Origin of the sequence: Bdellovibrio bacteriovorus, from assembly GCF_001592755.1 — a bacterium.
GTDB classification, from domain to species: domain Bacteria; phylum Bdellovibrionota; class Bdellovibrionia; order Bdellovibrionales; family Bdellovibrionaceae; genus Bdellovibrio; species Bdellovibrio bacteriovorus_E.
On the sequence record NZ_LUKF01000017.1, the window covers coordinates 168026 to 191450 of the forward strand.

General features: G+C 45.3%; 23 protein-coding genes and 1 riboswitch. Of the genes, 14 read left to right on the plus strand and 9 right to left on the minus strand.

Going from position 1 to position 23425, the window contains the following annotated elements:
• The first annotated feature begins 20 nt into the window (after nt 1-20).
• Nucleotides 21-356, plus strand: a complete 336-nt coding sequence (locus AZI85_RS13240) for a hypothetical protein (protein WP_063244520.1) — start codon at nt 21-23, stop codon at nt 354-356.
• Nucleotides 357-427: 71 nt separating this feature from the next.
• On the opposite strand, the gene AZI85_RS13245 is transcribed toward AZI85_RS13240, so the two are convergent.
• Nucleotides 428-2818 carry an LPS-assembly protein LptD gene (locus AZI85_RS13245; protein ID WP_253720986.1) on the minus strand — a complete coding sequence of 797 codons (2391 nt, stop codon included), beginning with the start codon at nt 2816-2818 and terminating at the stop codon, nt 428-430.
• A gap of 150 nt (nt 2819-2968) precedes the next feature.
• Here AZI85_RS13245 and AZI85_RS13250 point away from each other — a divergent pair, with 150 nt between their 5' ends.
• The gene (locus AZI85_RS13250) at nt 2969-3295 is read left to right on the plus strand and encodes an STAS domain-containing protein (RefSeq protein WP_063244522.1); all 327 of its coding nucleotides are present in this window, start codon (nt 2969-2971) and stop codon (nt 3293-3295) included.
• Here AZI85_RS13250 and AZI85_RS13255 read toward each other — a convergent pair.
• Nucleotides 3292-4410 (minus strand): hypothetical protein, encoded by a 1119-nt coding sequence (locus tag AZI85_RS13255; protein WP_063244523.1) that lies wholly within the window; start codon nt 4408-4410, stop codon nt 3292-3294. The genes AZI85_RS13250 and AZI85_RS13255 overlap by 4 nt on opposite strands.
• 143 nt (nt 4411-4553) lie before the next feature.
• Here AZI85_RS13255 and AZI85_RS13260 point away from each other — a divergent pair, with 143 nt between their 5' ends.
• Nucleotides 4554-5141 (plus strand): hypothetical protein, encoded by a 588-nt coding sequence (locus AZI85_RS13260; protein ID WP_063244524.1) that lies wholly within the window; start codon nt 4554-4556, stop codon nt 5139-5141.
• A gap of 4 nt (nt 5142-5145) precedes the next feature.
• On the opposite strand, the gene AZI85_RS13265 is transcribed toward AZI85_RS13260, so the two are convergent.
• The gene (locus AZI85_RS13265; RefSeq protein WP_063244525.1) at nt 5146-6351 is read right to left on the minus strand and encodes a DsbA family protein; all 1206 of its coding nucleotides are present in this window, start codon (nt 6349-6351) and stop codon (nt 5146-5148) included.
• 82 nt (nt 6352-6433) lie between these two features.
• Here AZI85_RS13265 and AZI85_RS13270 point away from each other — a divergent pair, with 82 nt between their 5' ends.
• Together AZI85_RS13270 and AZI85_RS13275 are read left to right on the plus strand one after the other, a co-directional pair.
• The gene (locus tag AZI85_RS13270) at nt 6434-8077 is read left to right on the plus strand and encodes a ChaN family lipoprotein (protein WP_253720987.1); all 1644 of its coding nucleotides are present in this window, start codon (nt 6434-6436) and stop codon (nt 8075-8077) included.
• Entirely contained in the window at nt 8074-8490 is a 417-nt protein-coding gene (locus tag AZI85_RS13275; protein WP_063244526.1) for a DUF4339 domain-containing protein, read from the plus strand. Before AZI85_RS13270 ends, AZI85_RS13275 begins: the two co-directional genes overlap by 4 nt.
• Here AZI85_RS13275 and AZI85_RS13280 read toward each other — a convergent pair.
• Nucleotides 8482-8754, minus strand: a complete 273-nt coding sequence (locus AZI85_RS13280; RefSeq protein WP_063207049.1) for an HU family DNA-binding protein — start codon at nt 8752-8754, stop codon at nt 8482-8484. The genes AZI85_RS13275 and AZI85_RS13280 overlap by 9 nt on opposite strands.
• A gap of 181 nt (nt 8755-8935) precedes the next feature.
• On the opposite strand from AZI85_RS13280, the gene AZI85_RS13285 reads away from it, so the two are divergent.
• The 5 genes from AZI85_RS13285 to pyk all read left to right on the plus strand — a co-directional run bounded on the left by AZI85_RS13285 (nt 8936) and on the right by pyk (nt 14371).
• Complete coding sequence (locus tag AZI85_RS13285; RefSeq protein ID WP_063244527.1) at nt 8936-9649, plus strand: hypothetical protein; 714 nt, start codon at nt 8936-8938, stop codon at nt 9647-9649.
• 51 nt (nt 9650-9700) lie between these two features.
• Entirely contained in the window at nt 9701-10381 is a 681-nt protein-coding gene (locus AZI85_RS13290; protein ID WP_063244528.1) for an outer membrane protein assembly factor BamD, read from the plus strand.
• Nucleotides 10378-11115 (plus strand): hypothetical protein, encoded by a 738-nt coding sequence (locus AZI85_RS13295; protein WP_063244529.1) that lies wholly within the window; start codon nt 10378-10380, stop codon nt 11113-11115. Before AZI85_RS13290 ends, AZI85_RS13295 begins: the two co-directional genes overlap by 4 nt.
• A gap of 87 nt (nt 11116-11202) precedes the next feature.
• Nucleotides 11203-12879, plus strand: coding sequence for a hypothetical protein (locus AZI85_RS13300; RefSeq protein WP_063244530.1), 1677 nt, complete (start codon nt 11203-11205; stop codon nt 12877-12879).
• A gap of 4 nt (nt 12880-12883) precedes the next feature.
• Nucleotides 12884-14371, plus strand: a complete 1488-nt coding sequence (gene pyk, locus AZI85_RS13305) for a pyruvate kinase (RefSeq protein WP_063244531.1) — start codon at nt 12884-12886, stop codon at nt 14369-14371.
• A 25-nt stretch (nt 14372-14396) separates the two neighbouring features.
• On the opposite strand, the gene AZI85_RS13310 is transcribed toward pyk, so the two are convergent.
• From AZI85_RS13310 to AZI85_RS13325, 4 genes are all read right to left on the minus strand, one after another.
• Nucleotides 14397-15380: a Crp/Fnr family transcriptional regulator gene (locus AZI85_RS13310; protein ID WP_063207067.1), complete on the minus strand. Its 984-nt coding sequence runs from the start codon at nt 15378-15380 to the stop codon at nt 14397-14399.
• A 164-nt stretch (nt 15381-15544) separates the two neighbouring features.
• A complete protein-coding gene (locus AZI85_RS13315) occupies nt 15545-16201 on the minus strand; it encodes a CoA transferase subunit B (RefSeq protein ID WP_063244532.1) in 657 nt (218 codons plus the stop codon).
• 3 nt (nt 16202-16204) lie between these two features.
• Nucleotides 16205-16903 (minus strand): CoA transferase subunit A, encoded by a 699-nt coding sequence (locus AZI85_RS13320; protein WP_063207073.1) that lies wholly within the window; start codon nt 16901-16903, stop codon nt 16205-16207.
• A gap of 6 nt (nt 16904-16909) precedes the next feature.
• Entirely contained in the window at nt 16910-18085 is a 1176-nt protein-coding gene (locus AZI85_RS13325) for a thiolase family protein (RefSeq protein WP_063244533.1), read from the minus strand.
• 80 nt (nt 18086-18165) lie between these two features.
• On the opposite strand from AZI85_RS13325, the gene AZI85_RS13330 reads away from it, so the two are divergent.
• The 4 genes from AZI85_RS13330 to AZI85_RS13345 all read left to right on the plus strand — a co-directional run bounded on the left by AZI85_RS13330 (nt 18166) and on the right by AZI85_RS13345 (nt 21959).
• Nucleotides 18166-19146 carry a DUF4097 family beta strand repeat-containing protein gene (locus AZI85_RS13330; RefSeq protein WP_253720988.1) on the plus strand — a complete coding sequence of 327 codons (981 nt, stop codon included), beginning with the start codon at nt 18166-18168 and terminating at the stop codon, nt 19144-19146.
• A 172-nt stretch (nt 19147-19318) separates the two neighbouring features.
• Nucleotides 19319-20239, plus strand: coding sequence for a hypothetical protein (locus AZI85_RS13335; RefSeq protein ID WP_063244534.1), 921 nt, complete (start codon nt 19319-19321; stop codon nt 20237-20239).
• Between the two features lie 396 nt (nt 20240-20635).
• Nucleotides 20636-20731, plus strand: a riboswitch (purine riboswitch).
• The gene (locus AZI85_RS13340) at nt 20724-21203 is read left to right on the plus strand and encodes a hypothetical protein (RefSeq protein WP_063244535.1); all 480 of its coding nucleotides are present in this window, start codon (nt 20724-20726) and stop codon (nt 21201-21203) included. (Overlaps the previous riboswitch by 8 nt.)
• 96 nt (nt 21204-21299) lie before the next feature.
• On the plus strand, nt 21300-21959 hold the full coding sequence (locus tag AZI85_RS13345) for a type 1 glutamine amidotransferase (RefSeq protein WP_063244536.1): 660 nt from the start codon (nt 21300-21302) through the stop codon (nt 21957-21959).
• 53 nt (nt 21960-22012) lie between these two features.
• Here the strand turns inward: AZI85_RS13345 and AZI85_RS13350 are convergent, their stop codons facing one another.
• Nucleotides 22013-23317, minus strand: coding sequence for a ferric iron reductase (locus AZI85_RS13350; RefSeq protein WP_063244537.1), 1305 nt, complete (start codon nt 23315-23317; stop codon nt 22013-22015).
• Between the last annotated feature and the right edge of the window lie 108 nt (nt 23318-23425).

The following is a 23425-nucleotide window of genomic DNA, read 5'->3' on the forward strand; positions in this document are numbered from 1 at the left end:
ATCGCAAGCGACAATGAGGTATGCGTAAAATTATTTTCATCATCGCTCTTCTTTGTCAGTTTCAAACCGCCCAAGCCGAAGGCCTTCGTGACTTTTTAAAAAGCTGTGCGTGGGGAACTTTAGGTGGAGCGGCTGTGGGAGTGATGAGTCTTGCGGTTGAAGATAAGCCTAGTGAAAGCTGGAATAATGTCGCTAAAGGTGCTTCGCTGGGATTGTATGCGGGGATCGCTTACGGTCTGGTAAAAATGAATCAAGAGCCGAAAATGCAGCAAGCTCCTGATTTTGCCATCGTTCCTCGATTCCAAGAGGGAAAAGTTGATGGCGTGATGCTTTCTAAAACTATTCTGGATTTCTAAATTGAATATCTGAATTCTAAATAAAAAAGGCTGAGAACCCTCAGCCTTTTTTTTATTCTTTAAACTAAGAACTAGAATCCGTAAGTGTCTAGTGTTTCCGGTGGAAGCGGTGGTTTCGGCACACCGTCGAACGTGAACTCAAAATTCAACTTGAAGTTCGTATCACCACCGGTGACTTGGTCATGAATGAATGTAACTAAAAGACAGTCTCCCGGTGGTTTCAATTGGGCGATGTAAGCCCAAGACTTGATTTGATCGCCCGAGCTGCGGTCGGCCCAGTTGGCGTCGTAAACGAATTTACCCATCAGGTTCACATACTTTGAAACAAAGCCGGCAGAGAATGTGTAGTCCTCTTGACGAGCGCTCGTGTCGACAGCTTGCCCCGGAGTGATCTTATACTGACGAGTCAATTGCACTTGAAAGAATTGACCAAGATCATTCATCAAGCGCACACGAGACGATGCGTTCGTCACGTTCTGATAAGGGAAGTAGTTAAAGATAGAATATGTTTGAAAGCGATCTAAACGCACATCCAGTGTGGCCGTTAAGTCAGACCAAGGCTCATAGATGCTGCCACCTCGGTTTTGTTGAGAGGCATCGTAAGACTGCGCTAGCTTTAGATAACCAATTTGACGGTATTCAGGACGATCACCCACCCAACGTTTTTCCGTGACCTTGTTTGTAAGAGCCATCGTTACAAGATTGCGGTCATAGACGCGGTCATTATAGTCAAATTGCACGCTGTAGTCGCTAGCGATATCTAAGTCAGTGATACTATCACGCGCAGAATAAGGTGCATCCGTGACAGAGCCTTTACCAAAGAAAGGACTGTCATCTTGAGTAAACCAAGGAAGATTGCTGTAAGTAACTTCAGGAATAATTTCATGTTTATAGCGCGTGGCTTTAGAGCTGACTGTGTCGCCATAAACGCGGCTTAGACTTAATCTTGCGGCAATCTCGGCGCGAAGATAACGACGAACAATGTGCGAGTTGTCTTCAATATTGAAGTTATAATGAGTCTCACGATAGGCCGCGGCGGGAACTAAATCCAAACCGTCAGCAAGCTTAATCGGGTAATAGACCGTCGGTTCAAAGTCGATACGTTGCCCGGTGCGGATCAAGTCCACACTAGGGTCAAAGGAGCCATCGTACACGCGCTTACACGCGGGGTTGTCTTCCCACTTCGGATCGTTACAGCTGTTCTTTGGAAAGCGCACAGTGGTATCGCCCGAAGTCTGTGTCGTCATATCGTCATAAGCGTTGCCTGAACGAGTGAAGTTCACAACGTCGAGATCAAAAGCATAAATGAAATTGCTATCGCCGATGTTTTGCTGAGTGTGGGCCCAGCGAAGTTCAGGGATGCGGTGAACGGCATCATTGTTGCCGGCCAAAGGATCTCCGTGCAGCAAGTTCACGTAGTAGGAACTGTCGATACTCATGTGCTGATCTTCAGTGTTTTTCGTGTAAGACACACGATTTTCCATCGCGGAATCACCGTGATTTAAAGTCTCCGTCGGGAAGTCCTTAGGGTATTGGAGGTCACTTGCGTAGTTGATCTGTGCGCGGTGAACCCCACCGTCAGGCATTTCTAGATAGTGACTGTATCTGACGAAGTAACGCTCGATGGGATCGTTTTTTTCGCTCAAAGGACGATACAGATTTAAGCGATCGTCATCGGCGAAGGCTTTGTCGAAAAGGCTTCCGAAGTTCAAAGTACCTTCAGAATTTTCGTTCAACATGTAGCGATACTCTAGCAAACCCTTCATGCCACGCTTTGAGTAGTCTTTAAGTTCTATCGTTGCATCGCTGCTGCGAGAAATCGCCCAGAAGTAGGGAAGAGAAATCGCAAAACCACCCGTGTCGGATGCTTCAAAGGTGGGTGTTAATAATCCTGATTGGCGATCACTCTTTAAGGGAACGATGAGGTAAGGAAACCAAAAGACGGGGAGATGACCAAAACGCAAAACGGCGTTTTTGATATATGCATAGCCACCTAATTCCGCGCGCACCGTTGTTCCTGAAAAACTCCACGTCGAGGGACAGTTCGTACAAGCCGTGTAGTCGGCAGAAGAAACTACGTAATCGGATTCGCCGGTTTTTTGTAAGACCGTCCCCGAGAATGTGATGGAGCCGGATTGCACGTAGCCGTTATAAATCACACCCGTATTGTTTTCATAATCCAGATACACCTGATCACCGACGATGGTGTTCTTTGCATCCATGATTTCAACATTGCCAAAAAGTTCCACCTGACGGGATCGCAGAAGGACGCGAGCGCGGTCGGCGCGAATGTGTTGTCCTTGGTAAACAATCTGGACATTGCCTTCTAATTCCGCAGTTTCTTTTTCGGTATCTCGGAACATGCTATCTGCATTGATTAAGATGCCATGGATCTTCGCCGTGGGTTCGGCCGCCCATAGAGGTGTGCCCGTGAAAACGGTCACAAATAAGAATAAAAACAAGAAGATCCAGCTCTGAAGCACCAAAGTAGTGTAGGGACCAGTTAGGCGTTTGTCGAGTTAGAAAATCCTGATTCCCAGCCTCTTTTTGGACTCAAAATGTCAGAAAATACCGCCGACAAGTGAGCACAGTGATTTAACGTGAGGTCTTTCATGCAAGTAAAACTCGTGCTCGACGGGGATATTGCCATCGTGTCTTTAAGCGGTCGTATTGAGATTGAAAAAACTCAATCTTTTAAACAAGCGTGCTTACAAAACTTTTCTGATAAAAAAGTGGTGTTCTGCATGAAAAATCTAAGTTTTGTGGGCTCTTCGGGCATTCAAAACTTGTTCAATGTGCTGAATGATTTGAATTGCAATAAAAAGTTGAACGCGAAAATCGCGGGTTTGAACCCGGATTTCCAGCGTCTTTTCAGTTTTTCAGAGTGTGCGAACCTTGAGGTTCATGAAAGTATCGAAGGGGCTCTACAAAGTTTCTAGAGCCCGTCCTGTTTACGCAGCTCGTTGAGCTTCTGACTGAGCTCAAGGTTGATCCGCTCTAGTGCAGCGGCCGCAGCCTTGAGTTTTTCTGCTTCTTCATTCTTGGCATTCCACATGTAGCGCAGACTTTCTAGCTGCTCCATATATTGGAAGTTTTCTTTTTCCAATTTTTGGATGCGCTCTTGGTCTTCCACGACACGAATCTGTAGATCCGCATGCTCGACACCCAGCTTTTGATTCTGTTTGGTCAATTCGCTGATGCGTTCATGCTGGCGTTCGATCTCATTTTCCAAACGCTCTTTCATGTCTTCTTTAGTGCGGCGAAGTGTCACAACTTCGTTTTCTAAAGTGTCCTGACGCTCTAAAGCGGTGTGTAGCTTTAAAGTTTTAACTTCAAGTTCTTCTTGAATCTGATGAAGCTGCTGAACTTCGCGGCTCAAGCTTTGAATCTGAGACTCATAGAATTGAACCATTTCTTGAGCTTTTTTCTCGGAAGCTTCGACTTGGTAACGAGAATTTTTTGTCACTTCGATAATCTGGTGACGAAGGTCACGAAGTTGAGCTTCTTTTTGAGCTAAAGAGCTTTCCGTCTCTGCAAGTTTCAAATCTTGCGTGCGAGAATATTCCTTCAGTTGAGAGATGTAAGGCTTCACCTGATTTTTGATACGATCATGGTATTTCACATGACGAGAAAGTTCGGCCCCCATGTTTTGCAGTTTTTCTTGCAGGGCGCGCATTTTTTCCGTGTGGATTTCTTTTTCTCGCTCAAGGGAATCAACCTTCTGTCTCCACAGATTGTCTTTTTCTTTCCAAACCAGAATCTGATCGGTGATAGAAGATTGTGCAAGACGGGCTTTGCCGGTCTCTTCTGTCATTCTTTGGTTTTCGCTTTCCAGTAGCGAAAGACGACGAAGAGCGACTTTGAGGCGCGCCATCAAGTCTTCATTTTGGGAAATAAGATTTTCCACCGTCGAGGATTTTAGAATCTCTTTGGGAAGATGACTGTAATCGTTGCGCTTTGGAAGCTCATCAGGCAAAGGAATTTGCCCCACAGTCTTCTGAGGGTTTTCGAAGTCTAAATGTCCTAAAATAGCAGTCTGAAAGTCGGTTTCCATAGCCCTCCTCCATGAAGTCTAGGTAGCCTTTGCTACATAATCTCAAGATGAAACAGGACTCGTCAAACTTAGGTCGATAAGACTAGACCTTGGTAATATAAAGAAAGCTTCAATGAATTGGGGTTTTATCCGAAAAGGATTTCATGGCATTACCCGTACCCAAAGAAGGCAACGCTGTTGCTGAAACAAAAAAACAAGAAGAGACCGCGTTTTTTGACGTGGGTGTGGATAAAGCCGATTTCGGAAAGCCAGATTCGATTCGTTATAATATTCTGACTTGGGTATTGGATGAACGCTATGACCGCGCCATCGAAGAGCTGAAAGACTTTCTTGAGAAGCCTTCCGAATACCCCAATTTCAAATCTAAAGTAACACGTTATATTCATCACTCAGTGGACTTGATTTATGCAATCAAAGCCAAAAGAAGTTTCCCGGGGATCAATTCTTTAACGCGTGCAAAGCAGCAAGAGCTGCGTGAAAAATTCAAAGAGCACTTTAGAGAGCTTCAGTATGTTCTTAAAATAGTTGAGAAAATTCAAGGGGACTTGCGTGTTCAAGACGTGCGTTCCACCATCTACGTGGTGAAAGCCATGTGGTTTGCTGTGTTGGGAATCATTATTTTGGCCTTCTGGATGGATATCGTCCACGGCCTGGCAAAGACAAGCTTCTTGGTCTTTGATGATGGATTCGGCAAACTTGCAAACTGGCTCGCCGAATCCATAGGGTTTTAAACTATTACTTTAAGCTTCTATAAGCCGCTTCCAAAATAGGGATTAATTGTCCGCCACTTAAAAGTTTACCATTAGCAAAAACTGTCGGTGTTCCTTGGATCTGCGCTGTTTCGCCCTCTTTAGCCATTTTACGGATGAGTTCCGCTGTTGCTGGATCCTTCACGCAAGTTTTTAACTCCTCAAGAGCCAGGCCGGTTGCCTTAGAAACATCTTCAAGATTTTTATCCAAGTTGCCTGCACGGATGATTTCTTCTTGTTGGTCGAAGAAGTAATCGTGGGCTGCCCAACCTTTTTGACCCATTTTTTCAGCACACATCACTGCTGATGCCAGTCCGCAAGAGATGCCATCGCCACCGCCACGAATCGCTTCGTTGCAAGTTCCATCAAGGGGGAAGGGTTTGAAAACCAGCTTCACATCCGGATGGCTGTTGGCGAAAGCATGAAGAGTAGGGGCTGCGTGTTTACAGTGGGGGCAACGGAAGTCCGCAAACTCAACAATAGTCATGACTGGTTCGGAAGAGCCTTTTTGCAAAGTCAAACCCGCAGAAAGATCGAAAGTCTGTTGCGGAGCTGCTGACCAATAAGCGACTTTTTCTTTGGCCATTTTTTCTATATCTGAAAGACCATGGCTTTCAAGATACATAATGTTTCCAAGGAAGGCGAAAGCGGGGATCGCAAGCAAGAACCCGCCCACCCATTTTTCTGTCGTAAAAATGTCTTTCACGTCATCTGTAAGGTTCGCGACTGAAAGGTCCTCAGCACCCAACCAGATTCCGATGAATCCGATGATGGAAAGAATATAAGCGCCAATACAAAAGATGCACAAGTTGCTCATGAAGGACAATGAGATCGCCGCCATAACCAGAGTGCCGATGATCGTGATTCCCGAGAACAAGAAAGCGTAGCGGGATGTCTTCGCTTGATCTTGAACCATGTTAAAGCGAGTCACCGCCAAGAAGTAAAGAAGCACGATGTTTGCGACCACACCCCAAAGAGCTACCGGAACTCCGAAAAGAGCCGAGTACTTGCTCGCCGTTACCGCGTCACAGTTAAGAACTTCGTTGATGTTACAGACTGAACCACCCTCAGCAGTTCCGTATTTCAAGCCATAATAGTGAAGAGTTAGGTAAAGATGCACGCCGATGGCGATCAAAGTGGCAATCAGGGCAAGATTCAAAAACTTCTTTTTGCTAGATGCTGTATTTTTCATGCTCTCATTGAAACGTAGATTCGTGTTTGAAATCAATCAAAATTATGTAAAAATCGGAAGCACGCTATCAAGGAAGACAGCATTGAACGACTTACAGAAGTGGATTCGCATCCGCAAAGAGCTTTATCTCCAAATGCAACGTCAGGTTCGCCATAGACTGGGCGAGGACACACCTGAGTTGATGCGCTACCATAAGACTTATAATAAAGAGTTTCTCAAGAAATGGACGGCGTCTAATAAAGAAGCACTTTGGGAGCAAGTGTCGCAATCTCAAGTCGTTATGATGGGGGATTTTCACGCACTTCATCAGTCGCAAAAGGCGCAATTGAGAATTCTGCGCAGCCTGCCTAAGGGGCGCAAAGTCGTGCTGGCGGTGGAGTTTTTCGAGGCCGCCGATCAAGAAAAAATCGATAAATATCTTTCGGGAAAAATTTCGGAAAAAGAATTTTTGAAGTCCGTGCAGTGGCAATCCAAGTGGGGATTTCCTTGGGAACACTATCGACCTTTAATGCGCTGGGCTCAGAAACATAAGATTTCCGTTCGGGGCCTGAATAAAAGCTACAAAAAAAGAACGGCGATGACCTTAAAGTCTCGCGATGTCTTTGCTGGAAAAAAGATCGCCGAGCTCGTGCAAGAGTTTCCTGATCATTTGGTTTTCGTTATCTACGGAGATTTGCATTTAGCTGCACCTCATATCCCTGAAGAAGTGACGAAAATTATAGGGAAGCCTTTTGCTAAAAAAATTCTGCGTATCTTTCAGAACTCCGAATCTATTTACTTTCAGCTTTTGAATAAGGAGTTAGAGGCCTCTACGGATTTGGTGCGTCTTTCGCAGAATATTTTTTGCCTGATGAGTGTTCCGCCTTGGGTAAAATGGCAGAATTATCTTATGTACCTAGAGCAAACTTATGATCTGGGCTTGAGAGATGAAGACGAAGACGACGACGACGACGAGGATGATGAACAGTTGGACTACACAGATCACGTCGGGCGTTATGTTAAAATCATCGCTGACGAGTTGGGGTTGAATGTTTCTGTCGACGCACTTTCTGTGTACACGGCTCGAGACAGCTCATTCTGGATGCAAGCGCGGGAATCTTACGACGTAAAAACTTTGCGCTGGATCGAAGCTATGATCGGAGAGGGAATGTCATTTTATCTACCCGAGATCAAAGCCGCTTATCTTGCAAGGGCGACAGTCAATCACGCGGCTTCTTTAGCGATGCGCTACATTCATGCTCAAAGCAGTGCGATGACTAAGATACTGATGGATGTTCCATCAGATTTTCTGAGTTTGATCTGGCTTGAAGGAACCGCGTATTTCGGATCGAAGATTATCAACCATAAAAGAAAAACAGATACAATTGCGGACATTAAAGCAAGCTTAGCCACACGCGGACCTTCCGAATTAGGAAAAGAAGCTTTGCAGTTAGCCCTTGCTCAGAAAATGCATGAATTGATGGTCATCACCGGAGTGCCCGGTCATCGCTTGCAGGCCAAGCCTCGCAAAAAATGGAGCTATATGATAGCGGCCCAATTGCTGGGTGGCATGTTGGGTGAAAGACTTTATAATGGGTATCGTAAGAAGATGGTGTCAACGACGACGCTTCGGCATTTTTTGTCGAAGCCCGTTGATAGCAAGCATTTTCAAGTCGCGTACTATGATATGTTGGAAGTGATAGAAAGTTTGCCGACTCTGTTTCACAGCAAGAAGGAAAAGTTATGAAAAGCAACTCGTGGTTTTACAACAAAGATTTAAAGCCTCAAGGTCCTTTATCACTGCAGGAAATGCGCGCGTTGATCCATCGTGGAGACGTGGGTCCCTATGATCTTGTATGCAACGACAGTTTGGGGGAGTGGAAGGCCGCTTGTGAATTCGCGGAATTTGAACGTTCTCTTTTTCCAGCCGTTCAGGTTTTCAGGCCGGGACAAGATGTTATCGAAGATGAAAAAGAGTGGGTTCTGCTGAGTTCTTCAGAGTCGGGAAAATCTTTAGTGCAAGAAGGCCCCTATTCGGTGCGCGAGCTGCGCGCTATGCTGACAGCCAAGAAGGTTCAGGGGGAACAGTACATCTGGAAGTCGGGCTTGAGTGGTTGGTGTAAGCTGCAGGACCGACCTGAATTTTCGGGCTTAGTTTAGAGCGTCTTTTAGGTCTTTGCCTGGTTTGAAACGGGGAACATAGGCACTGGGAATTTTAACCGTTTCGCCGGTTTTTGGATTTCTGCCTTGGCGGGGTTTTCGGGCGCTGCGCGAGAACGTGCCAAAACCGACAAGTTTTACTTCATCACCTTTTTTGAGTGCTTCCTGAATCACTTTGAGGGTGGCGTCGAGAATCTGTTCAGATTGACTTTTTGTCGACTTGGTTTTTTCAGCTACAAGTTCGACCAATTGCGCTTTATTCATGTACCACGGTTCCTTAATCGAAGGATTCAAACTAGAATTCGCCCCAAAAATCGTCAAGCTAAATGCGTCGAATAAGAAGAGGGGTCTAGATGTGACGCGGAAAATTTCTGAATGTTAAGGATCAGCTTTCCATTTTTAGATGACATCTAATATTGTTAGACAAATATCCAGGAGAAGACTCATGAGCCTGCTTGTCGCGTTGTTACTGCCTTTCGTGGGATTTGCTCAAACTGTTTCTACAGCGAATCTTTATGATTTGAAATCCGAACAAACGAAAAAACTTTACACGTTAGAAGTACAACTATCAGAAAGTGACGGCGGTATTCACAGCGAAGCTGTTTACAAAGATTTAACTGGTAAAACCGTCGTCAGGGAACAAGGTGTGATTCAAGGCGCCCAAGTGAAGAGTTATGAAATCGAGCGGCCTCAAACCTCAGAAAAAGGAAAATTCACCGTCGCAGGCGATAAGATTCATTTCGAATACACCGGAGCAAATGGCAAAAAGAAAACCGCCGATGAAAAATTGAAAGGCCTTTTACTTTCAACGGCGAACTTCAATGCGGTGGTGAAAGAAAACTGGGATGTACTTTCTTCAGGCAAAGAACTTGATGTGCGTTTTGCCGTTTGGGACCGCTTAGAGACGGTGGGTTTCACTTTGAAAAAAATGGGTGATACCGACAAAGGCGGTGAAAAGTGGATGGAGCTTCGTATGAAGCCGACAAGCTTTGTGATCGCGGCGCTTGTGGATCCGGTTTATCTCTGGTACTCGCATGAGTCTAAAAAGCTCATGGTGATGAAGGGGCGCGTGGCTCCAAAGATAGAGTCCCGCGGTCAGTGGAAAGATCTGGATGCGGAAGTCGTCTATACTTACGACCAGAAGGCAGTCTCAAAATAATACGAGGTCTTTCAGTCTCAATTTTTATCGGTTTTTGCCGATAAGTGAGACATGAAGAATCAAAACGCTTTTTTCATAGTTTTTTGCTTGTCACTGACAGTGGGTATCCTGGGGGCGTACGCCTCTTTTGTGGGCTACTTCAATGGTCACGAACAGTATGAATTAAAGCTCGCACATCTGCAGAAACAGGTGGAAAAAGAGAAATTCAACAACTCTCTTTTAAGTTATCAGTTGAAGGACTTTCAACAAACCGTAGCTCAAGTTCTTCCTGATGATAAAAAACTTCAAGCAAAGTATGAGCTTGAAAATCTTTCTTCCGTGGTCAGATCTCCGGCCAGTGAAGACTCCTTGGATCTTTCCGGAGTTTTCTTTGAAAAGGGAAAGAAATACTTTAACAATCAAGACTATGAGAAGGCGATTGGGGAGTTTAATAAACTTCTAGATAAGTATCCGCTTTCTCAGCACGTGGTCGAGTCGCACTTTTTTATTGCTGAAAGTTATTTCCTTAAAAAAGACTTCCGCAACAGCCTTTCCCAAATTGACTCTATGGTGACGCTGTTTCCGCAGCATGAACTGACGGGCTTTATTCTTTTAAGAATGGGGCAGATCAGTGAGTTCAATAATCAGAGTGAAGAAGCTTCTGAAATCTATAAAACCGTTTTTAAGAATTTCAAAAATGAGGATCTTAAAAAGCAGGCCCGTAAACTAGCGCAGAGTGTAGAATACAAATGAAGAAGCTCTTCCGTGTCCTCATTTTCATCATGGCTTTTCAAATGGAAGTGCGAGTGCGTGCTTCCGGGGATGTTCTTCAACAGCCTTCAGAGTGTTTAAAGTCCAAAGAAACTTGCGCCTTGCAGGTGACGGGGAAGGCTTTGCACTATTCAAGTGAAAGCTTAAGGATTCATGCTAAAGATGGTTCAACATTGGTTCGTCTGGCTCCGGATCAGTGGCGTTTTGTCAACGGTGCTGTCTGGATGGAGAAATCTAAAAACGTGGAACTAGAAACTCTTTATGGAACTTTGAAGGCCACTCAAGGTCAGTACTTCGTGGTTGATCAGGGAAGTAAAGTTCTGATTCGTAATATGGATGCCACCTTGTCGGTGACTCTTCGTGATGGCAAGACGTTGAATTTACCGGAAGGATTTGAGTTTTGGATTTCCGGAGTGAACTCCAAAGGTCAAACTGATTACGGAATGATTCAACCTGTCGACATGAAATCGCATCTTCCTCTTTGGAATTCCATGTACGAGGGATCTAAGAAAGATTTTATCGCCATGGTTTCGCATTTGCGCGAAAACTGGGGTGATTTAACTGAAAAAAGCGCTTTGATTTATAAAAACGTCGTCGAGCGGGAGATCGCCTCTGAGAAGCAAAAAGAGCGCGCCGAGCAGGCTCGTAAGGCCCGCATCGAGGCGGAACGCCAGGAAATGAAGCGTCTTTACCATCAAAGGGTCTTTGAGCGCTAGACTCCGGTCCTGTTTTTAAAATACGACACTGCTGAATAGAAGTTTCTTCCAAAGACTAATGTTAATCTGTGGTCTGGGAGGATAAGGATGTCTTCTATTTCATCTTCGGATCGCGCACGTCAGGATGACAAGATTCGCCAAACTCGTGAAGAGTATGAGAACCGTGAATCGGAAAATGCTAAACGCCGGAACGCTGAAATCAAGCGTTTGGAGCAACGTCATCACGAAGAAATTCGTAATATCACTGATAATTATGAAGGTCGCATTGCGGAACTTAAAGAGCGCAGTCGTGAAACCTTGAGTGATAGAGATTTTGAAAATAATCGTAAGATTGATGAAGTACGTCAGACTTATCGCGAATCTTTGCGCAATAAGATGGAAGATGCTTACAACGCGCGAGAAGAGCAAAGATCGGCTTATGAAGGAACACTTCGTAAGCAAAAAGAGATCACGGAATCCCAAAAAGAAAACCTTGTTGGCCAGATGAATAACGAAGTGGCTCAACGAGACGAGCGTTTTGCGCAAATGTCTGAAGAGAACCGACTTAAAGCACAACAAACGGTTCACAATAATGCCCGTAAATTAAACGCGTCTCATGAAAAAGAAAAAGATGCGATGCAGGCAGGCTATAACGAGTCTTTACGCGCTCAGCATAGAAATACCAATGAGATGCGTAAGTCTTATGAATCTCGTCTTCGTCAAAGCGAGCGCCAAAGAGAAGCCGATAATTCTCGATGGTCACAGAAGTATTCAGACACGGTCGCTAATAAAAATGCTGAGTACGCTGACAACTTAGAAATGAAACAAATGATCCTTGAGGGAGAGCGCGAAGCGATCCGCGGGAAGTACGAAAATGCGCTGGCTAATAAAACCGAGACTATGGATGATCAAAATCAATCATTCCGTGATTCTGTGAATGAGCGAGTGAATTCGCAAGTTCGCTCTCGCGACAGCCAAATCCAGCGTCTTAATAGTAAATTAAATAATGAGATTTCTAAAAACGAAAGACTTCGTGGTTTAGAGCGTCGTAATCTTACGGAATCCTACGAAAAACGTTTTGATCTTGTGGATCAGCAAAGACAGGATGCCGTCGATCAGATGAAAGATCTGAATGACGATAGAATAGGCAAAGTTTTGAACGAGAACCGCAAGCTTTTAAGAAATGCGGATCGGGAAAGCAAATCTCAAGCGACTATGGCGAATGCTCGTCACCGCGAAGAACGTGAAACCTTGATTCAACAGCATAAAGATCAGGTGACCCAGATCTCTAACAATGCGGAAGGCCGCGTTAAAAAGGTTCTAGATCTGACGAACAAGCGTTCGGAAGATATGGAGCGCTACTATACGGATTCTTTGGACGTCGTAAAATCGAATTATTTGGATCGTATGGACACGTACCGTGAAAAAACGGTGAGTGATCAGACGGCGACCAATAAAGTTATGACCGAGCGCTTTAGAAATATGGAAGCCGGTTTTAACTCGAAGCTTGAGCAGACGATCAAGTCCTATGAGGACAAATTAGCTCAGTTGAAAGATAGCAATGACCGGGAAATCAAACGCCTGGAAAATCTTTATTCCACTCGTTCCGGTGAGCGTGAAAAAGCCGTAAAAATGGAAAAAGAGTCTTTGTCGATGAAGTACGAGGCAAAGCTAGCTCAACTCAACGAGTCTCATCAAGATCAATTAGATAGAATGAATAGACGCCACCAGGAGGATATGCAAAACTTATCTGTGAAGATGAGTTCATATAGCAGGAAGGCGTAATAAAATGTTAGCAGATCGTCGCGCAAAAATTGTGGCCACTATCGGGCCATCTACTCGTGATGAAAAGAACTTAGCAAAAGCAATTAAGGCGGGCATGAACGTGGCTCGCCTTAATTTTTCCCACGGCAGTCATGAAGATCACCTTAAAGTGATTCATTCACTGCGAAAACTAACCCAAGAATTAAGAGCTCCCGTTGCCATTTTGCAGGATCTTCAAGGTCCGAAAATTCGCGTGGGTAAATTTGAAAAAGGCTCTATCGAAATCAAGCCGGGTGAACAGTTGATTATCACCACGGATGCTGTTTTGGGAACAACCGGTCTTATTCCTTCTGATTTTAAAGAACTTCCTTTGGCGTGCTCTCCCGGGACACGCATTCTTCTTGATGACGGCTTGATGGAACTTAAAGTTTTGAAAGTGCGTGGCAATGAAGTCGATGCTGAAGTGGTTTATGGTGGCATTCTGAAAGACCGTAAAGGAATGAATCTTCCGGGCGTAAATCTGCCCGTAGAATGTATGACGCCGAAAGATCTTGAAGATCTGGAATTCGGTATTGCAAACAAAGTGGATTACATCGCTTTGAGTTTCGTGCGTCACGCCAGAGACATTCGTAAACTTCGTGAAATTATTGAATCAAGAAAATCCAATGCCAAGATCGTTGCGAAAATTGAAATGGTGGAAGCTCTAGAGAATCTAGAAGAAATCTGCCGTTTGAGTGACGTCGTCATGGTCGCACGCGGTGACTTGGCGGTGGAAGTAGGGCAAAGCCGTCTTCCTGGTTTCCAAAAACGCATTATTCAAGTGTGCAACCAATTGGGTAGACCGGTGATCACTGCGACTCAAATGCTCGACAGCATGGTTGAAAATCCTCGTCCCACCAGAGCGGAAATCACGGACGTTGCGAACGCTGTTTTAGATGGTTCTGATGCTTTGATGCTTTCGGCGGAATCTGCCAGCGGTAAGTATCCGTTTAAGTGTATTCGCACGATGCATGAGATTATCACGGAAGTGGAACGCAACGAGGAAGAGTACTACAAGCTTTCGCTTGAAAGTGAATTCCTCAGTACACCAGCTTCTATCGCAGCCAGTGCTTCTTTGAGTGCTTTAAAACTGAATGCGACGGCCATTGTCTGCTTAACAACGTCAGGCAAAACCGCAAACATCATCTCGGGATTCCGTCCTAAAGCGCGCGTGATTTCAGTCACTCAGCATATGGAAGTTTTAAATTCCATGGAGCTGATGTGGGGCATTCAGACTCACGTGATTAAGCCTTATAAAACGATGGAAGACATCTTAAGTCAGATCGACCAATTGATGGTCACTCACGGTTTAGCTAAGACCGGCGACCGCGTGATCCTGACATTGGGTCAACCTATCGCTCAAGGCGCAAAAACCAATTCGATCTACGTTCACACGGTAAACGGGGAGCAGTACTCAAAACTCCCTGACGATCAATTGCCACTGCGCTGCCAAGCCGATCCCAACATCGAGTAAAAAAGTACCTGCTTCGGCAGGTACCTTAGCGGAGTTTTTTCTTAAGGTTGTTTACGATCGACCAGTTGCGAGCCATCGGCTCTACGTAAGGGAGTTCTACCATGATGTAGACTCCTTTTTCGTCCATGATTTTTTCGGTGAGATATTTTTTCTCAATCAAAGAATTCACATCGTCGGGGCGGATGAGGTTTCCTAGCTCTTTCATGGATTCATTTTGCACTTCGTTTAAGTCGACTTTGTAAAGGCCTTTGTGATTGGGCTCTACTTTACGCGCGAAGTGCAAGATGCCATTAAGAACATTCACCTCTTGGTCGGTCATTGCAGGTAGGCGGTCTTTTTCTTGTTTGAAAAGCCATTCGTTATACCAATCAACGAACGAGAATAACTCCTGAGGTTTTAGATTTGTGATTTTTTGTGAACCATCGCCACGGTCTTCTTGTTTCAGATAGCCAAGATCTGTCAGAGCGTTCACCACACTTTGCATTTTGTTTGTGGCTTCTTGAAAAATTTGAATCGTGTAGTTGCGAATAAGAACAGACGAAAAAGCCAAGGTTCCTGGCGATTCTTCTTTGCCGTATTTATTCCCCACAAGATTTAAAATAGAAATGTACTTATTCACAATGTGCGGCGGGAAGCGCTCTTCATCGGGATTTGAATTTTCAAGAATTTTGATTTTCTTGTTCGCTTCGCGCATGTTCTCATTCAGAGTTTTCATGATCGCGCGCACCCATACAGGCAATTGCTCCATTTGTTTTGTTAATGAGTCGTAGGGAAGTGCGATGACTTCAGATTCTTTTGTGGCTTTGACATTGGCACTGCGAGGTTTGTTGTCGAATAGAGCCATCTCGCCCACCATCGCGCCAGGAGCAATTTCTGCCAAAACAATTTCAGTGTTCCCTTTTGTTTTCGTCACGGCGAAGCCGCCGGATTTCACAATGTACATCGCATCAGGGGCATCACCTTCACGGAATAGATAAGTATCTTTAGCCACCTTTTTCTGCTCTGCCACGAAAGACCTCTTTTTTGATGGATTGTGGAGTCTTATTATCACTGGAAAAAACAGGGCGGGCAAACGGTGGCTGGACCTTCGATGGAGAGTGTTTTTCTTTGATACAAAAAGACCCCAAGAGGTCTTGGGGTCTAACTAGATTCATAAAATAAGTGCGAAGTACTTTAGAATGTCATCGCTTTGCAATCCGGAGCGATAGTCATTTTACCTTCTGTCGCCGCCAGAACTTTTTCCGGAGATAAATCTGGAGCATATTCCTTCAACACAAAACCTTGAGGTGTGACTTCGATCACGCCGAAATCACTCACGATTTTTTTAATACACTTTACGCCCGTTAAAGGCAGAGTGCACTTCGTGCGAAGTTTTGAATTTCCTTCTTTATCCGTGTGTTGCATAGCCACGATCACGTTGCGAGCACCAGCGACTAAATCCATTGCTCCGCCCATGCCTTTGACCATTTTTCCTGGAACCATCCAGTTGGCAATGCTGCCTTCTTCGTCGACTTCCATGGCGCCAAGAACTGTTAAGTCCACGTGGCCCCCACGAATCATCGCAAAGCTGTCGGCACTTGAAAAGAAACTGGCTCCTGGAAGTGCTGTCACAGTTTGTTTGCCAGCGTTGATCAAGTCAGGATCGATGTCTTTTTCAAATGGGAAAGGCCCCATTCCTAAAAGACCGTTTTCGCTTTGTAACATAACGAACTTGTCGGAAGGGATGTAGTTTGCAACCAAAGTAGGAATACCAATTCCTAAATTCACGCAATAGCCATCTTCCACTTCTTGAGCAATACGTTGAGCGATTTGTTCACGAGTTAATGGCATGGCTTATCCCTTTCTCACAGTTTTTTGTTCGATGCGTTTTTCGTAGTTTGCACCTTTGAAAATGCGCTGTACGTAAACACCCGGAGTGTGAATTTGATCGGGATCTAATTCGCCCACTTCAACCAACTCTTCAACTTCAGCAACTGTGATTTTACCGGCTGTTGCAGCCATAGGATTGAAGTTGCGTGCGGTTTTACGGAAAACCAAGTTTCCGAATTTATCGCCCTTCCAAGCTTTGACGAAAGCAAAGTCACCTTTGATTCCGCGTTCAAGGACGTAAGCACGACCGTCGAAGTTTTTAATTTCTTTTCCTTCAGCAACCAGGGTTCCCACTCCAGTTGGAGTGTAGAATCCAGCGATACCTGCGCCACCCGCGCGAATTCTTTCAGCCAAAGTTCCTTGAGGGCAGAATTCAAGTTCCAGTTCGCCACTCATATAGAGTTTTTCAAACAATGCGTTTTCACCGACATAAGATGAAATCATTTTTTTGATCTGGCGATTTTGCAAAAGCTGACCTAAGCCGAAGTCGTCAACACCGGCGTTGTTAGAAACGCAAGTAAGACCTTTGACTCCCATGTCACGAAGAGCCGCGATGCAGTTTTCAGGGATTCCGCAAAGGCCGAATCCCCCAAGAACTAAAGTCATGTTGTCTTTAACGTCAAAGAGCGCACTCTTTGCATCAGTAAAAACTTTTTTGCTCATGGCCGACTACGCTTTTTCTACGATCAAAGCAACGGCTTCACCGCCACCGATACAAAGAGTTGCTAGACCATAACGTTTGTTGTGAGTGTGAAGACCGTGAACTAATGTCGCAAGAATGCGCGCACCTGAAGCACCGATTGGGTGACCGATAGCCACCGCACCACCGTGCACGTTCACTTTTTCAGCAGGGATTTCTAGTTCTTTCATCGCCACTTGTGTAACGACCGCGAAAGCTTCGTTGATCTCCCACATGTCGATGTCGCCGACGTTCAAGTTTGCTTTAGCCAAAGCTTTTTTGATCGCGCCAACAGGAGCTGTTGTGAAGTATTTTGGTTCATGAGCGAATGTGCCGTGAGCGACGATTTTTGCAATCGGTTTCAAACCACGTTTTTTAGCTTCGCTTTCAGACATCAAGACGTGAGCCGCAGCTCCGTCGTTGATTTTAGAAGCATTGGCTGCCGTGATAGTTCCGGCTTTGTCGAAAGCAGGCTTCAAGCCTGGGATTTTATCGAAGTTCGTGTTAAACGGCTCTTCGTCTTTATCCACAGTCACAGGACCTTTTTTGCCTTCAATCGTTACAGGAACGATTTCGTTTTTGAAAAGGTTTTTGTTCCAAGCGTCTTGCGCTTTTTTGTAAGAATCAATCGCGAAAGCATCTTGTTGTTCGCGAGTGAAGTTATGCTCTTTCACGCAGATCTCTGCCGCACTTCCCATGTGGAAGTTGTTGTAGGGATCCCAAAGACCGTCTTTGATCATAGAGTCGGTCATCTGTGTTGGACCCATGCGGTATCCAGAGCGTGAGTTTTCTAGTAGGTGCGGAGCCAATGTCATGTTTTCTTGACCGCCAGCTACCGCAATTTTTGTATTACCAAGAGCAATAGAATCTGCCGCTAGCATCACAGCTTTAAGACCCGAGCCGCACACTTTATTGATCGTCATACAAGGTGTTGTGTTTTTCAAACCGGCGAAGATCGCGGCTTGACGAGCCGGAGCTTGTCCTACGCCTGCAGTCAAAACCTCACCCATGATGCACTCATCAATTTCGTCAGCGGAAACACCCGCGCGAGTGATCGCTTCTTTGATTGCAATCGCACCGAGCTTTGGTGCAGGAAGAGAAGAGAAACCTCCTTGAAACGAAGCCACAGGAGTTCTTACGCTGCTCACAATTACGACATTTTCCATTTTTCACCTCAATTAGTTGTCAATGCCCCGATACTTTTTTATATTTTAAAGGCAGAGTCAATTTCCCAGGGAGTCAACGCATGTCAGCGATCAGTATCATTCTCGCTCATCTTCTTTTTCAGCCGGTTATGGCTGCAACATTTGAAGTTCCCGTCACTGACGGCGATCGTCTGGTCCTCAAAGGATTAGAAGCCCAGGTGCAAGTTGTGGGACAGGGTGGTAATTCCTTGAAAGTATCTGGCGTGGATGAGGCCAGCACCGAGGGCGTATTTGTTGTTACGAAGAAGAATAATATCATCGAAGTGAAAATGAATGAATACGCTGGCAAAAAGAACTGGTTGAACATCTTGCCTAAGTCCGGCACGCAAATGAGAAAAATTGAAATCTGGGGAGCGGCAGTTCCGACAGAAATTCACTTGCGCGGCGGATCGGTTGTCGCTCAGAAATGGAATAAAGATTTGAAGGTGAGTGTCGCTCAAGGCCGCGTCAGTTCTTTAAATGGCTCAGGTTCGTTGAATATCTATGTGCAAAAGGGCGATGTGAGTGTCTCTGATCATGTGGGGAAGGTGGATGCCGACTCTTACTCGGGCACGATGGCTCTTAAAAACATTCAGGGCGATGTGAGCGCCAGCCTATTCTCTGGTCAGCTTCAGATTGAAAAAGTGCGTGGCTTCCTCACTTTGGCGACGCAGCAATCTAATAGCAAAATCAATCAGGGCACGGGAACGATTCAGTTTGAAAATGGCCGAGGCGCTTTGAATATTCAAGGATTCCAAGGTCGCATGGAAGGCCAGAACCAAGAAGGTTCCGTGAATGTGACAATGACGCTGGATTCAGAGCTGGATGTGAAAGCCAAGTCGGGCCGCGTGAATGTCCAAGTCCCTGCGTCTTCAGGAATGAGTTTAAATTTAATGACTGTCGAGGGCGAAATCGTCGTCCCTTCCGAGCTTAAAGTGACTAAATTGAGTGCAGAAAAATCTGTGCGTGGTCGTCTGCGGGGCGATGCGCAAAGGGGCAGCGTGTTTGTGCGCAGTCAAGATGGAACAATTTCAGTGAAATGAGTTGACGCCCCTCTTGAAATGCTTCACACATGAAAGATCATTTTAAGAGCGCGTAACAAAATGGCCGGGGCCTTTGTTGCTCGTCGTCGACGTACGAGGGTGTACGCCTTCCTCCTCGCGCCGCGGCCCGACCCTTTTGTTACACGCTCTAAAGCACTATCTAGGTAGAATTATGGCAAAAATCGTTAAAAAGAAGCCCGCGGCAAAACCTGCTGCAAAATCTGCTAAAAAAGCGCCTGCGAAAGCGGCCGCAAAACCTGCTCCTAAAAAAGCGGCACCTAAGGCTGTGGTAAAGAAAAAGGCTGATAAAGCTCCGGCAAAACCGGTAGCAAAAAAGCCTGAAGTAAAGAAAAAGCCCGAAGTGAAAGCAGCTCCTGCGAAGGCCGCTGCGAAACCTGCTAAGGAAAAGGAAGTCAAAGAGACAAAAGTCGCTGAGGCTAAGAAGCAAGATAAAAAGGCTGCCACTCCGCAACCTGCTGCTGAAAAACCTGCGAAGAAGGATGCGAAAGCTCCTGCGGCTGCAAAAAAAGGTAAAGGCAAAAAGGAAAAAGAGAAGGAAGAGTCCGATCTTGATGACGACTTTATTGCCGATGACGATTTGATGGGCGATGAAATCGGCGAGTACGAAGAAGAACTGAAAGCCGTTGAAGAGTCTGACGAAGACGTCGAAGAAGAAGAAGAATGGTCGGGCGAAGAAAAGCCAAAAACAGACGAAGAGATCATTCTGACAGACGCCGAAGGCAATCGTTATTGCCGCGCGCGTGACTGCGATCAAATCGCAGCCGTAGATGCTTATTGCCGTTACCACTATCTTCTTTTCTGGAAGAAGATCCAAGTTCGTAAGAAGATCTTGGCTGATGGTAAATTGGAGCGTTACGTGGAAGAATTGACTTCCCGTTATCCAGATAAATTCTTAGAAATGATCCGCCGTGATTTGCGCACGGAAAAAGACTTCTTGGCTGCTATTCAGGAGCTTGAGATCGATGAGTCGGCTCAGGATAATGAGTTTGAAGAGGATACAAGTGCCTACATCGAAGAAGTTCGCGGCATGGGTGATAACGGAACTCCGGGCGTAGAAGACGACGAGTACTAGTTACCGCGAGCGGTGAAAAACGCCCATTCGACTGCGTTGGTCGGGCGGGCGTCTCCCTGAGGCGTACAGGCGTACGCCTCAGTCGCTTCCTTCCTCCCGCCTTGCGCCTGGGCATTTTTGACCGCTCGCTCTTTCTGGGTGTCCACGGTTTTTCGCTTGCTCCTTTGGAGCTCGCTTCTTTAGGTCTCTCTCTAAATTTAGCTTTTATAAAATTAGGTTTTCTTTTCTTGGGATTTTTAGTCTTTCATTTCTTATGTTTCTGATGCTTTGCTTCAGTTTTGTTGGAGGGTGGTTGGGGGCTTGGAATTGTTTGGGAATGGTTAGGATTGGTGTTTGCTGTTGCGTTAAAGCTGCTGGTGCGGACTTTTTTCATTGCAATAGGGAAATCTGATCTGTAGGACTAACCGAAATTGTTCAAATATATGTCAGAGATGGGTCTGATGTTTCTACCTGCCACCGTAAGGGCAGACTATTTGGAGGGGAAATGTTTAAGAGCGTGGCTCTTTTAGCAGTCGTGGTTTTGTGTTCAACTGTTTCTCATGCGAATGGGAATTTTCCAAAGGGGCCGGACGCAAATCTAACTCCGGGGGCTCTTTGTTCAAGAGCGGATTCTTACAGATATCCAGAGCATATTAAATATTGCGAGCGTGATGTCTCTTCTTCTCAGAAAGCCGCTATCTTCCAAAAGTACGATCAGATTGGTTACCGTACGCGCTCTATGAAGCGTCAGGCGTTCAAGATTGATCATTACATCCCACTTTGTGCGGGTGGTTCGAACTCTCCACAAAATCTTTGGCCTCAGCATGAAAGCGTTTATCAAATCACAGATCAGTTGGAAGCTTTGGTTTGTGAAAAGATGGCAGCAGGTCGCTTGAAACAGAAAGAAGCTGTTGAGTTGATCATGCAAGCTAAGAATCACTTGGATGAAGTTCCAGAGATTCAAAAATACGTAAACTCTCTTTAGTTCTAAAATTCAATCTCTCTTCGAGGGGTGCCCATGTCGTAAAAAGCATGGGTTTTTTTATGCCTAAAATTCGCGGCTTCTGTTAGTTTCTTGAGTATGAAAAGTCTTTTGGTTATTCAGCACGAAGCAGACACCCCACCGGGCACCACTTTAGAGTGGGCCGCGCTTCGAGGTTACACCGTTCATCACTGGGCGCCAGGAACGGACGCGCCACCCGTAAAAACAGATTTTGATCTGGTCGTTATTTGTGGTGGCTCTATGGATACTTTTGAGGAAGAAAAACATCCTTGGTTGGTTGTTGAAAAGGAATTCATTCGTAAACTTGTGAAAAATAACACCAAGATCTTTGGTTTGTGTCTTGGATCTCAACTTCTAGCAGAAATACTAGGGGGCTCCGTTCATCAACATCATGGGTGGGAGATTGGTTTTGTGCCTGTGAAAACTCGTGATGCCTCGACGTTACAAGCTTTTCATTGGCATCGTTATACTTTTGAACTTCCCCCAGGTGCAGAGCTTCTTTGTGAAGGAAGCTTTTGTAAAAATCAGGCTTTCACTTTCGGCAAAAATATTATGGCCACCCAGTTTCATCCCGAAACCACCGAGCAGTGGATTCGCGAATGTGCGGAAGAAGTGGCTCTGAATAAAAAGGCTTATACGGGGCTTGTTCAATCTGAAAAGGACATGCTGGCAAGTCTTCCTTTACAAAAGGATTTAAAACACTGGTACTTTGATCAACTGGATCAGCTGGTAAAATAAAAAAAGGGCTTCATTCGAAAGCCCTTTCATAACGTTCTCAAAAAAAAATTAATTTAAATAGCTAGCAAAGTGCGACTGCAAGAGCGGATCATCAAGTTGTCACGCTGAAGCCCTTTTTCTGAAAGCTCCAGGAATCGTTTTGCAGTTTCGTCGCTCATGATGTAGCTCTTATTTAAATAAAGTCCATTGCGTGAAACATGGGGCTTGCTTGAGTTCAGTTGAACACCGGTTTGACGAGCAAACTCCTTTTCGAATTCTTTGAAGAAATCCAAACCCCAACCATTATAGTTGTTTTTAGTAACTTTCTTTGCGTCTATATCCATCCAAGAAGGTGCTGTGTTTCCGTGTAAGATTCCCACGGATACGGACATGTATCCCTTAAGGAGGTTCGACTGCTCCCAAGCTTTTGTGATGTCTGTGCGTTTTACAGCTTCGAAAAACTCGTTTGAAAGATATGTGTCGCCGAAATCACGCAAAACGATTTTACCTGTTGGGCGGTTTTTCGCATCCAGCTCCACCAAGAAGTTTTGAGAGTGTGGGGAGTCATACGTCATGCCAGTGAGGGCATAAAATTCTGCCAATGCGCGGGCGAGCGGTTTGTTATAATGTTCGTTCCAATAAGCCGCGGGGTCTTTAGATCCGTTGGCCTTCGCAAGATCTCTTCCTAAATCTTCGTGCATAATAGAAAAGCCTGGAACATAACGTTTCCCCGATTTTTTCACCTCTTCATAAGAGCGGATGATCATGCCTTGGTCGATTTCTTTAATACCGAAGGCCATCGGCTCATCAAGCAGTACTATGTGTTCTAGTTTGGGTTGACCTTTTAATTGTTTATCCACGAAGTCGGTCATCAGACGAATCTGTTTTCCATCATCCCAGGTCTGTTGTTTGTCTCTCCAGTTGCCGCCGGTGCGGTCCGTAGAAACTTTTACTGAAAACTCAGCTCCTGACTTAGGGTCCACGGCAATATAACTCCGTGAAGCTGTCATGTAGCCGACGAAATGCTTTTTACGTACGGGCTCAATGCCGTTCTTTTTAAGGAAGTCTTCAACTTGCAAATACCATTTTGTATCTTCGGGATTAATCACCCAACGGACAAACTTTTCACCGTCTCTTTCAAAGATAAGAGAACTGACAAATTCAGGATTTGAACGAAGGGCTACGTCGGCTTCAATAAGTTTCAAAGGAATCTCATAATGTTCTAGACGCGTGAATCCGCTATCGCGAGTGGCTACCGCATTGGAATGAGTTTCCATGCGAACCAGGGCGTGCATCTCTTTACTGATGGCCCAGGAAAGGTGAGATGAAAAAATACTAGCGATTACCAGCGAATTTTTCGCCGCCTTCAAAATAGACATCCGGAACTCCTCTTTGACGAAGTTTCCTTTTTCAAAGGGAATGCCAATTTTTCGAGAGGGGAATTGCGATTGTGGTGCAAGCGTACTGGCAAATTGATCGACAAGTGT